10 protein-coding genes are annotated in these 11240 nt (G+C 58.6%); 3 read left to right on the top strand and 7 right to left on the bottom strand.

The annotated features are described in order from the left end of the window. The first annotated feature begins 318 nt into the window (after positions 1-318). Both VM554_13760 and VM554_13755 read left to right on the top strand, forming a co-directional pair. Positions 319-927 carry a rubrerythrin family protein gene (locus tag VM554_13760; protein ID HVJ09440.1) on the top strand — a complete coding sequence of 203 codons (609 nt, stop codon included), beginning with the start codon at positions 319-321 and terminating at the stop codon, positions 925-927. 121 nt (positions 928-1048) lie between these two features. Beyond that, on the top strand, positions 1049-1849 hold the full coding sequence (locus VM554_13755) for a hypothetical protein (GenBank protein HVJ09439.1): 801 nt from the start codon (positions 1049-1051) through the stop codon (positions 1847-1849). A gap of 26 nt (positions 1850-1875) precedes the next feature. Here the strand turns inward: VM554_13755 and VM554_13750 are convergent, their stop codons facing one another. The 3 genes from VM554_13750 to VM554_13740 form a co-directional block, all read right to left on the bottom strand. After that, positions 1876-3357: an RNB domain-containing ribonuclease gene (locus VM554_13750; GenBank protein ID HVJ09438.1), complete on the bottom strand. Its 1482-nt coding sequence runs from the start codon at positions 3355-3357 to the stop codon at positions 1876-1878. Positions 3358-3444: 87 nt separating this feature from the next. After that, positions 3445-4353: a DUF72 domain-containing protein gene (locus VM554_13745; protein HVJ09437.1), complete on the bottom strand. Its 909-nt coding sequence runs from the start codon at positions 4351-4353 to the stop codon at positions 3445-3447. A 188-nt stretch (positions 4354-4541) separates the two neighbouring features. Next, positions 4542-5879 carry a sugar MFS transporter gene (locus tag VM554_13740; protein ID HVJ09436.1) on the bottom strand — a complete coding sequence of 446 codons (1338 nt, stop codon included), beginning with the start codon at positions 5877-5879 and terminating at the stop codon, positions 4542-4544. A 354-nt stretch (positions 5880-6233) separates the two neighbouring features. On the opposite strand from VM554_13740, the gene VM554_13735 reads away from it, so the two are divergent. Next, complete coding sequence (locus VM554_13735) at positions 6234-7451, top strand: VIT1/CCC1 transporter family protein (protein HVJ09435.1); 1218 nt, start codon at positions 6234-6236, stop codon at positions 7449-7451. Between the two features lie 102 nt (positions 7452-7553). Here the strand turns inward: VM554_13735 and hemG are convergent, their stop codons facing one another. From hemG to VM554_13715, 4 genes are all read right to left on the bottom strand, one after another. Continuing rightward, the gene (gene hemG, locus VM554_13730) at positions 7554-8954 is read right to left on the bottom strand and encodes a protoporphyrinogen oxidase (GenBank protein HVJ09434.1); all 1401 of its coding nucleotides are present in this window, start codon (positions 8952-8954) and stop codon (positions 7554-7556) included. Positions 8955-9127: 173 nt separating this feature from the next. Then, a complete protein-coding gene (locus tag VM554_13725) occupies positions 9128-10258 on the bottom strand; it encodes a TIGR04053 family radical SAM/SPASM domain-containing protein (protein ID HVJ09433.1) in 1131 nt (376 codons plus the stop codon). Positions 10259-10394: 136 nt separating this feature from the next. Further along, entirely contained in the window at positions 10395-10733 is a 339-nt protein-coding gene (locus VM554_13720; GenBank protein HVJ09432.1) for a helix-hairpin-helix domain-containing protein, read from the bottom strand. Between the two features lie 43 nt (positions 10734-10776). Further along, positions 10777-11025 (bottom strand): hypothetical protein, encoded by a 249-nt coding sequence (locus VM554_13715; GenBank protein HVJ09431.1) that lies wholly within the window; start codon positions 11023-11025, stop codon positions 10777-10779. Positions 11026-11240 lie beyond the last annotated feature (215 nt).

Raw genomic sequence — 11240 nt, 5'->3', positions numbered from 1 at the left:
AGGTTCAACTCTTCCAGCTCGCCATACGACAGCGATAGATAATTGCGAAGTTCGTTCGACATGCCTCTCCTCTATCGGGTAGTCCCGCTGCCCAACCGGTCCCCATAACTCAACTGCTGATTTACTCCTAGGGTACAGCCCCCCACTCCTTGAACCATTCGCTATTAAAAAAAGTAATCGGCTTGATTCGAGAAAGTTATTCCGCGCGGGCCTCATCCACGCTTTTTCGCAACGTGGAAGGGAACTGGGATAAATGCGATACGGATCACATCTATCCGGCTTGCCTCAGGACTATAGTGCCTAGCCGAGGTGAGCATCATGATCAGCGCCATCCTTTCCTGCATTCTTCCCGCGGGCTTGATTGGAACCGCCGTGGGTACATTGCCGACCCACAAAACACTTGAGAACCTGCAAACCGCCTTTGAAGGGGAGAGCAACGCGCACGCTCGCTATGCAGCTTTTGCCGCCGCTGCAGAGGCGGAAGGCTTTGGCCAGGTTGCCAGCCTCTTCCGCGCAACCTCGCGGGCGGAGGAGATTCATGCTGCCAATCATGCCCGCGTCATCCGTCAGATGGGTGCCGAGCCGAAAGCCGTTGTGCAAGCACCCGATGTGAAGTCAACCCGCGAAAATCTGCAAACCGCCATCAATGGAGAAGTCTACGAGCGCGACACCATGTACCCGGCGTTTGTGGACGAGGCGAAAGGGGAAAAGAACGGGGCCGCCATCAAGACCTTTGTCTATGCTCTCAAGACTGAAACCGAGCATGCGCGGCTCTTTACGGAAGCGCTGAAGAATCTCGATTCGCTGCGCGGCGCCAGTAAGCAGTACTTTGTCTGCAGCCACTGCGGTTATACCGTTGAGAAGCTGAACTTCCTTACCTGCATCGTCTGCGGCCACGCCAAGGAGGATTACATCCCGGTAAGCTAAGCTTTACAAGCCAGAATCGACAGCAAATGCCATCAAGGGAGCGCCCTCGCTCTTTCCCTTGATGGCATTCAAGTCTAGAATTAGCAAACGTTCCGATTGCCCCGAATGGAGCCGCGCACCTGTGAGGAGATTTCAACTCTTCGAAATCCTCGATCAACCATGGTGCCCGCAGGCCGTTCGCGATGGCGCGACGGATTACCTCGAGTACATCACCCGCACTATGGATCCCTATGCCGAGATGCGGCCCTTGATGCTGCAGGCTATCCGCGACAGCGGTTCGCGTCAGGTGGTCGATCTTTGCTCGGGCGGCGGCGGGCCTTGGCTCAGCCCAGCATGGAGGGATGCTTGTTCCAACCCGGATTGGCCGCTTTTCGTCACCTTGACGGACAAGTTCCCCAGCACTGTTTTACAGTCGCGACTTTCGCCCAGGGACAAGATGGTCCTTGCGCTCACGCGATCTATCGATGCAACCCAGGTTCCTGCCGATTTGTGTGGCTTCCGCACGATCTTTGCTTCGTTTCACCATTTTTCTGACCGTATGGCCTCCCAAATTCTGGCGGATGCTGTTCGTCGAGGCGAGGGCATTGCCACGGCGGAGGTCACCTCCCGCACATTCAAGGCGCTTGCCATCATCTTTTTGGTTGCGTTGCAGTCGTTGATGGTTACGCCCTTCATCCGGCCCTTTCGCTTCTCGCGAATCCTGCTCACCTATCTGCTGCCTGCCATTCCGCTCACAATCCTCTGGGATGGGCTTATTTCCTGCCTGCGTACGCGAACACCCGATGAGCTGATGCGTCTAACCGCGGGCCTCGAAGGGTTTACCTGGACCTCGGGATATGCCGGCGAAAGAAGACGAGCCTTACCCGTGGTCTATCTCATAGGACTTCCCATCCGCCCACAGGGCAGCTCCAAGCTGCAATAGCTCTCAGTTCGCCAACGCGCGTCTTCTCAGGATGCGGAGACGCGGACGAAGTCGATGAAACCTCGCCGAGGATCGGTATTCACCAGCTTCACTTTGATTCTGTCTCCTACATCGACTCCCGCGTGGCCCTCCACCAGCATGCCTTCCATATGAGGATTCAAGGCGCGCACGAAGGTTCCGTTTTCGTTCACGCCCGTCACGATTGCATCGAAGAACTCGCCGATGCGCCCATGCATCGCCACTGCAGCAATGCGTTTCTGCATCTCGCGTTCCACTCTGCGGGATTGGTCCTCGCGCAACGTGCAGTTAGCGGCGATCTGCGTGAGTTCGTCGCTGGAATAGGGACTGGTGCTCCCCGCAACCAGCGCCTTCAGCAAGTGTTGCGTTGTCAGGTCTGCAAAACGGCGATTCGGTGCGGTGGAGTGGGTGTAATCCTGTACGGCAAGCCCAAAGTGCCCATCGGATTGCTGTCCCGGTAATTCCACAACATACTCCCCCGGTCCCAGCAACTTGATGACAGCAAGTGAAAGATCCGGGAAATGATCGGGGTCCGCGGCTCGCCGCTTGATGAGGAATTGGTTCAGCGCCTGCGAATCGGCAATGGCTGGCAGATGCTCTCCCAGTTGCGCGGCCAACTCGACGATGCGCTCCCAGCGCTTGGGAGTCTTCACAATCCGTCGGATTGAGCCCCACTGTGCTGCGGCGATGGAGCGAGCCACTACCTCGTTTGCCGCAATCATAAAGTCTTCGATTAACTCCGTGGCCAGGTTCTTTTGCTGGCGCTCGATGCCGACGATCTTATCCTTCAAGAAAACCGGGTGCGTCTCAATGGTTTCAATGTTCAGGGCGCCATGGCGATAGCGTTCCTCCCGCAGCCTTTGCGCCGCTTCACTCTGCAGCTTCAACTGCGCCTGCAATTCAGACGAGGCAGCCACCTTCGCGGGGGCCTCCGCAGAGCCTTCCAGCCACGCGCCCACAGCGTTATAGGCAAGCTGGGCGCGATTGTGGACAATCGCCGGATACAAGGCGCTTCCGCCCACATGCCCGCCTGCATTTACCGTGAACTCGGTGACGAAAGCCAATCTGTCTTCCGCCTCAAGAAGGGAAGTAAGGTTAGTCGAGAGCACCTCTGGCAGCATCGGGAAGATCACCACGCCCGCATAGACGCTGGTTGTCTCCCGCGAAGCGTGCTGGTCGAGCGGAGATCCCTTCGCCACCAAAGCATCCACATCGGCGATGGCGATCTGGACGCGGATATCGCCGTTGGGCAGCCTTTCCGCGTATTCAATCTGGTCCAGATCCCGCGATGTGTCGTTGTCGATCGAGGACCACAGCAGGCTCCTCAGGTCGCGAACGTTGCCGCCTGTCGCCTGTGGTCCTGCACCGTTCTGGATGGCCTGCACCTGCTCGAGCGCTTGCGGTGAGAAGTCAGGCTGGAAGCCGTGCTCGTGCATCGTCTCTCGTGCGGCGGCTTGAAGATCGAAGTGCAGGGCGGTCTGGCTATTCATGCAACTCCTGAGCTAGATAGATTGGACCATGTAGTTTCGAAGCAAAGGCTAACACGCGAAGGTCAAGATCGCATGACCGGAAGAGTGTCATTCGCGGGAGACGACACCAGCCTGCGTCAGAAGTTTGTCCACACGCCTTTGAAGTCCTTGCGCATCGAACGGCGCGCGTACCTTCAGGTCGTTGTCAAAGTAGACGAAGACGTCGCGGCTCTTGCTTTCCACGGGGTTCTCCTGGCTCACCCGTTCCGCATCGTCCGGCTCGGTGCCGTGCGCCCAGGCAACAACGCGATCCGCCCACTGGTCCAGAGCTTCATCCGTATAGCCGCTTGCATAGAGCTCCTCCGAGCCATGCAGTCTGCAATACATAAAGTCCGCGGTTACATCCATCATGCGCGGCCACTCCACCGTATCGGCGCAAACAATCGCCACACGGTACTTCCTCGCAAGCGCGATGAACTCCGGTACTGCGAAGCTCTTGTTCCTTACCTCGATTGCGTGCCGGACCGGCTGTTGCAAAGCCGGCTCGCACAAGCTCCGCCCCTCCATCCAGTCATCGTGCTTGAGCGCGAGCGAGGCGGCCTCTACCGTGTCATGAGGCAGAAGCTCAAAGAATTGTTCCAGGAGCTCCGGCTGATACCGGAAGTTTGGTGGCAACTGCCAAAGGATGGGGCCGAGCTTTCTCCCCAGAGCCAGCAGGCCCGAGGACAGGAAGTTGGCCAGCGGCTGCTCCGCATCCTTCAGCCTGCGAATGTGCGTCAGGTAACGCGGTCCCTTGATGGAGAAGACGAAGTCATCCGGCGTCTCCTCTGCCCATCGGGCAAAGCTGCCCGGGCGTTGCATCGAATAGAACGTGCCATTGATTTCGATTGAATTCAAGACGCCGGAAGCATAGGTCAGCTCCCGCTTGTGTGGCAGGTCCTCCGGATAAAAGACGCCTCGCCACGGTGCATAGGTCCAACCCGAGATGCCGATCTTCACCAGGCCCGCTGGTTGCATGCAAGGATGATTCAGGAATTACCCTCGTGGGTTGGCTGCGGAAGCAATCCAGCAGAAAAAGCGCCCATGAGATAGAGCAGAAAAGGCACTGCATGAAATAGACGGAGAGGATCGTGCAGTCTTCCGATTACCTGGAAATAGAAATAGCCGGGCTGGGCCCGGCTATTTCAGGTGTGTGGGCAGTGCTGTCAGGCCCGGACGCGACGAACCGGGCGTGAGCCGCGGAATCCGTAATACATGATGTAGGCGTAGCAGAGGACCGGCAGAACGAAAGCGTGGTGAATGCCGATTCTGTCAGCAACAACACCCTGAATCCAGGGGATGATCGCACCGCCGACGATTGCCGCAACCAGCAGGCCCGATCCTTCTCCTGTGAGCGGTCCCAGATCCGCGATTGCCAGGGTGAAGATGCTGGGAAACATGATGGAGTTGAACAGGCCTACCAGGATGATGCTGATCATGGCTATAGAGCCTGAACTCAACATCGAAATGCAAACCAGCATGCCGGCTATGATAGCCGCGGTTCCCAGAACTCGCCCGGCCTGAAGCCTCTGGAGGATTGCAGAGCCGACAAATCTGCCGATCATCGCACCCAGCCAGTACAGAGAGACGATCTTCGCAGCCGTTTCAGCGGTACTGATTCCGATGATCGGGTTGGTGAAATATTTCACCAGGAAGCTGCCAATAGAAACCTCTGCTCCCACGTAGACGAAGATGCCGATTGCGCCGAGGATCAGGTGGGGATAGTTGAAGAGGCTGTCCTTCTTTACAAGATCCTGCGGCCGGAAGTCCTTGGTCGTGTCGATCCGAGGCAGGTTATACATGGCGACCACCAGCGCCAGCAGGACCAGCGTCCCGGCAATCCCTATATAGGGAAGCTTGACCTTCGAGGCCATATCAAGCTGGTATTGGTGCAACTGCGCCAGGTAGGTGGAGAGCGCGGGCTCCTGGAGTTGGTGGACCTTGGCTGTGGGCAGAGCTTTGAAATGATTGCCCACGACCGTGCGGAGAATCAGCAGGCCTCCGATATAAGGAGCAATCGTGGTGCCCAGGGAGTTGAATGCCTGCGTCAGGTTGAGGCGGCTCGACGCGGTCCGCGCCGGACCAAGGACGGAAACATAGGGATTGGCCGAGACCTGGAGCGCCGTCATTCCTGCGGCCAGGATCATGAGGGCCACCAGGAAAATCGGATAGGAAGGAACGCTGGCAGCGGGGATGAAGATGAGTGCGCCAACCGCCATCACTATCAGGCCGGTCACCATGGTTTTCTTGTACCCGATCCGCTCCACCAGCTTGCCTGCGGGCATGGCGAATACGAAGTATCCGAAGAAGAAGAAAACCTGCACCAGCATCGCACCCGCATAGCTGAGATTGAAGATGTCCTGCAGGTGGGGGATGAGGACATCGTTCAGGGCGGTGACGAAGCCCCACATAAAGAACAGCGTGGTGACCATCGCCATTGCGCTTCGATTGGTCGTGGGCTCGGTGGAAGTGTAAGTAGCGGTATTGCCCGTCGATATTGCCATAAGACTCTAAAAGCTCCGTCAAACTGCACTAGATGTGCCGGGGTATCCCATGAAAAGCGTAGCACTCCCTGAGACGGAAGGAATCCGCGTCTCGGATCGCTCCGCAGGTGAAGCTCAATTTCTGTCCCGACTCTGAAACACATACCACTATACGCACGCAATGGCAGTGATTTCGCCTCACCTGGATCACGCCATCCCTCCGTTTGTCGAAGGAAGACGTGGAAGAAAACGATTTTATGGGTCCAGCACATTGGTATTCTTGGAGTTGCAACCGACCCAGGTTTTCTCAGAGTGGTCAGGAGAATCATCGCACGGGAAGCATCGCGATGAGGAGTCTTCAGGAGGGGCAACCCATTGAACTCGACACTAACGCCACCGAAGCCAAGTTCCAGGAATCGCAAACTTCTCCACGCGCTGGAGCAAAACTGGCAGGCGGAGATGCTCGGATATCACACCTACCGCACATTGGCGGAGCACGAGATCGATCCAGTACGCCAGCAGATGCTGCAGCATCTTTCCCAGGCCGAGGCGCATCATGCGTCGCTATGGGCAGGCCGCATCGCGGAACTGGGCGGTCCAACCCCGGTATATACGGGCAAGCCAACCGGCGAAGCGGAGTCGCCGCAGTTCCGCGTTGGGGGCTACGATCTGGCCCTGCGCCGCATGGAGATTGAAGAGAGCCGCGACATTGCGAAGTACGGAGCGCAGATCCGCGAGCTCAACGACGAGCCCAGTGCCGCGATCCTCAAGCAGGTGATTGAGGACGAAAAAGAGCACTACCGGGAACTCAGCAGCCTGATCCGCGAGCGGTTTCCGCATCGGCGCGCGGGGGGAGAGAAGACTGACCCCAAGGTGTTGCTGCAGGAGCTGCAGGCCCGCCGGAGCGAAGGTCGCACCAGGGCTGGCGGCTGGATTGGGGATGCGATCTATGGCGTGAACGACGGGCTTGGGGCTATCTTCGGCATCGTCTCCGGTGTCTCCGGCGCTACGTTGGGAAACAGTAAATTTGTGCTGCTGGCGGGAATCGCAGGGATGGTGGCCAGCTCTCTTTCCATGGGCTCCGGCGCGTATCTCGCATCCAAGAGCGAACGGGAGATCTACGAGGCCGAGATCGCACGCGAACGGCAAGCCATCGAACTGAACGGAGCTGAGGCGCAGGAGCTTCTGGCGCTCTACTACCAGGTAAAAGGGCTTCCCGAGGCCGATGCGCACCAGGTGGTGGAGCATATCGCAAAGCAGCCAGACCAGTTCTTGCGGGCTCTCTCGGCAGAGGAGTTGCACTCCACGGAAGAGGCCCTGAGCAACCCGTGGACTTCAGCGCTTACCGGATCCTGGTCGACGGCTCTTGGTGCATTCATCCCTATCATCCCTTTCTTCTTTCTGAGCGGCTATCCGGCGGTGATCTGGGCGGCGACCATCTCCCTGCTGGCGCACTTTGCCGTGGGAGCGGCCAAGTCCCTGATTACAGTGCGTTCCTGGTGGTCGAGCGGATTGGAGATGACGATAGTCGGCGCGCTGGAGGGAATTGTCACCTACGTGATCGGCATCGGCATCGGACATTTGACGTCCTAAGAAGCAGGAGCGGCCGGGTTGAAAGCGAGTCGCACGTCAGCGGGCGAGCCAGATTGGTCGCTCAATGCCGCTGTTGTTGACTCGCCCTATGCATGTTCCGCGCTACGCAGTTTCCAGAATCGATGCCGCCGCGGCCTGTCCGGTGCGGATGCAATCGGGAACCCCGATCCCCAGATAGGCGTTGCCTGCCAGCGCCAGGCGGGGCTGGCGCGCCACAGCCTGCGAGATGCGATCCATGCGCTCCTGGTGGCCGACGGAGTATTGCGCCATCGCCTTGCGCCAGCGATGGATCCGCACGAAGCGCGGGTTGGCGGTGAGGCCAAGGATCTCTTTTAGCTCGGTGCGGACACGGCTCTCCAGCTGCTCGTCGCTTTCGTCGAGGAGCGCGCTGTTGCGGGCTCCGCCCAGGAAGCAGCGCAGCAGCCCAATCCCGTCTGGAGTGCGGTTGGGGAACTTGCGATGCACAAAGGTGCAGGCTAGCATGCTGCGATTTTCGCTGGCGGGGATGAGGAATCCGAAGCCGTCCGGCGAGCTGGCCAGGTCTGTCTCCGCGTATCCCAGGGTGACGGTGATCGAAGAGGAGTAGGGAATATCTCCCAGGTCTTTGCCGAGCTGGGCGTCGACTCCGGCGAGCAGGGAACCGGCAGCCCAGGCCTGTGTCGCGACTACCAATGCGTCAAATTGCTGCGGTTCTCCGTCGATGATCAGTTGCCAGCCGTCGGCTGTGCGCTCGATGCGGCTGACGGTGGTCGATTTCCGTATGCTGGAGGGGTTCAGCCGTGACTCGATACCGCTGACCAGCTCCTGCATGCCGCCTCGCAGGGAGCTGAAGATCGAGCCTCGGGGCTTGCTGCTGGCGTTCGGCTTCGGAGTCTGCTTGCCATAGGCGGCCAGCATTCCACGGGTAAGGCTGCCGTATTTCTCCTCCATCTCGACCAGCTTGGGCAGCACTGTGCGCGCACTCAGGATCGAGGCATCTCCGCCGTAGATACCCGACAAAAGCGGGTCGGCGAGGCGGTCTACAGCCTCGGCTCCAAAGTGGCGCTCAACCAGGGCGGCCACTGATTCATCGCCATGCATCGGCCGCGGCGGAGCCAGCAGCTCAAGTCCCATGCGAATCTTCGTCTTCCAGGTAAAGAGCGGAGTGAGCGCGGTGGGAATCAGCTTGGTCGGCACTAGGAACATAAGGCCATCGGGCAGAGCGATGAGCCGATTCTTCAGAAGAATATAGGTCTTGCGAGCGCTATCGTTGGAACCGACGAGGTGATCGGCGATGCCGAGATCGGCGCACAGCTTGGTCGCCGACACCTTCTCCGTCATAAAAGAGTCCGGGCCGCCTTCTACCAGGCATCCATCGACCCACTCGGAAAACACCGAGCCGCCAAGGCGGGGAGACTTCTCCAGCAGCACATACTCGACATTGGGCTTTGCCGCGCGAGACTTCTCAATCTCAAAGGCGGCACTCAGCCCTGAGATTCCTCCACCAACAATGGCAACTTTCATATTTCCTATCCTACTTGGTGGAGCAACTCTACTTCCACTGCACTTTTGTGCCTTGAAAGCGCAGAGATCGGGAAAAGCACGGAGATGGGGCTTGAGGAGCAGAACCCCATCTCGCAACCGAAAGATGGGGTCCTCTGTGTCCTCTCAAGCGGCAGAGCCGCGCTATGCGGAATCTAGCCGGGTTCGCCTACCAGAACGGGTTCCGGTGCATGGTAGTTTCGGGGCTGATAGATGCAGCAGGACTCCTCGGCGAGCAGGTCTCCGGTTAGCGCGAAAGCGCGAGCGCGGGAGCCGCCGCAGATCTCCTTGAATTCGCAGGCGCCACACTTGCCATGGAGCTGCGTGAGGTCGCGCAGAGTGCGGAAGACGGGGGAGTCGCGGTAGATTTCCTGGAGACCCTGCTGACGAACGCTGCCGCCGAGAATCGGGAGAAATCCGCTGGGATAGACGTTGCCGGTATGCGAGACGAAGACGAATCCGCGTCCATCGTTGACCCGGCGTGTGGCCCATTGCTGCGTCCGGAACTGGGATGGAGTCTCACGGCCGTTGGTGGCCCTTTCGCGCTCCAGCTCTGCAACGTGCTGCTGCAGAATGTAACGGCGATAGTGCATGCCCTCAGTGGTCTTGATTTGGAAGGGAACTTCTTTCGATAGCTGATAGAGCTTCTCGAAGACCTGTTCGAACTCCTCGCCGGTCAGCAGATCCGACTTCTGTCCACGGCCCACGGGGACCAGGAAAAAGACGCTCCACATGACGATTTCGAGCTCGTGCAGCAGGGTCGCGAGTTTGCCCAGATCGGTGATGTTCTGGCGGCTGGCAGTGGTGTGGACCTGTACCGGAAGACTCACCTCATTGGCCCACTGGATCGCCTGCAGCGTCTTGCTGTAGGCGCCGGAAAGCTGGCGGATGTTGTCGTGGATCTCCGCAGTAGAGCCGTCCAGGCTGACGGCGAGCCGGGCCAGTCCAGCCTCCTTGAGCTTGCCAATTACCTCGCGTGTCAGCAGCGGCGTGGCGCTCGGCGTCAAGGCGGCATGCACACCCTTCGCGGTGGCGTAGCGGATGAGCTCAAAGATGTCCGGCCGTTTGATGGGATCGCCCCCGGTGAACACAAAAATGGGAACATGCATGTCGGCAATCTGGTCGATCAGATGCTTGCCCTCTTCTGTGCTCAACTCCTCCGGGCTGCGCAATGGCTGAGCAGCGGCGCGGCAGTGTTTGCAGGAAAGGTCGCAGGCCTGGGTCACTTCCCAGATCACCAGGAAGGGCGTTTCATCGTAGTTGATCGCTGCGTGGGAGGGAATCATGTGTCTAGGAAACCAGCCTCAAAGCACCCGTGGCTGTGACCCAAATCACTAATGATTGCGTTCTGCGACACATTGATGCATGGCAAAGGCCGGCTCCGTGAAGGTTGAGCCGGCCTCTTTATCTTCAGCGTTCTGGTTACTTCTGCTTGGCAATGATCGACTTGGCGATCTTGTGATACGTCGCCGCCGGAAGAATCTTCTTCTGCAGGAGATCAGTCTTCTTGGCGTAAGGACGTCCGTCGATGATCTTCTGCGAATAGACATCGCCGATGCCGGGGAGTGCGGAGAGCTGCTCCTTGGTGGCGGAGTTGATGTCCACCAGATCAGCCGTGGCGGGCGCTGCCGCTTTCGCGGGGGTCGTCTTGGCGGTCTTGGCGGGTGCCGTACCCGTTGTCTGTGAGATCGCGGGAATGCTGCAGATGCCCGCGGTAAGGGTGATCGCCAGGATGCGCTTCAGGGTGTTCCACTGCTTCATATATGCCTCCTCGATGCTTCGGTTGATTGCGACGAAATAATGCTTATGCTTCCTTCTTGCCGCCGAAGAGACCGCCCACGACGGAGGAGAGCAGGCTTGCAGCGCCGGATTCCGGAGCCGCTGCTGCCTCCGTTCCGGAAGTGCCAAGATCGCCCACGAGCGAGTCAACATGGGAAGCTAGAGCCTCGGGCAGCTTGCCCTTCACGTAACCGACAATTGCGCGAACGATTTCCGTGCTCTGCTCTTCGGAAAGACCGCTCTTCTGCTGAACGATTTGTACGAGTTCATTCATACATCTGTCTCCCCTGGTTCATGGTTATTTTCTGGTCAGTTACGTTGGAGTTGTATGTTGGCAGATCGTTCTAGGACGTCTGAGTTGCACTTACGGACAGGCCATCGCTTTTGAAGTGTTCCGTTCTGGCGGAACCTCACCCGCTTTCTACCTGCGCAGGGGTGCCAGGACGTAGGCATCCTAAATCTTCAACCATGAAGCTTGGCAAGTGAAAT

This window comes from Acidisarcina sp. (assembly GCA_035539175.1).
Taxonomy (GTDB): Bacteria; Acidobacteriota; Terriglobia; order Terriglobales; family Acidobacteriaceae; genus JANXZS01.
This window is presented reverse-complemented; position numbering and strand designations above follow the sequence as displayed.

Coding starts and splice junctions, on each gene's coding strand:
- VM554_13760 (HVJ09440.1), top strand. CDS start 319: ATGATCAGCGCCATCCTTTCCTGCATTCTTCCCGCGGGCTTGATTGGA.
- VM554_13750 (HVJ09438.1), bottom strand. CDS start 3,357: ATGAATAGCCAGACCGCCCTGCACTTCGATCTTCAAGCCGCCGCACGA.
- VM554_13745 (HVJ09437.1), bottom strand. CDS start 4,353: ATGCAACCAGCGGGCCTGGTGAAGATCGGCATCTCGGGTTGGACCTAT.
- VM554_13740 (HVJ09436.1), bottom strand. CDS start 5,879: ATGGCAATATCGACGGGCAATACCGCTACTTACACTTCCACCGAGCCC.
- hemG (HVJ09434.1), bottom strand. CDS start 8,954: ATGAAAGTTGCCATTGTTGGTGGAGGAATCTCAGGGCTGAGTGCCGCC.
- VM554_13725 (HVJ09433.1), bottom strand. CDS start 10,258: ATGATTCCCTCCCACGCAGCGATCAACTACGATGAAACGCCCTTCCTG.
- VM554_13720 (HVJ09432.1), bottom strand. CDS start 10,733: ATGAAGCAGTGGAACACCCTGAAGCGCATCCTGGCGATCACCCTTACC.
- VM554_13715 (HVJ09431.1), bottom strand. CDS start 11,025: ATGAATGAACTCGTACAAATCGTTCAGCAGAAGAGCGGTCTTTCCGAA.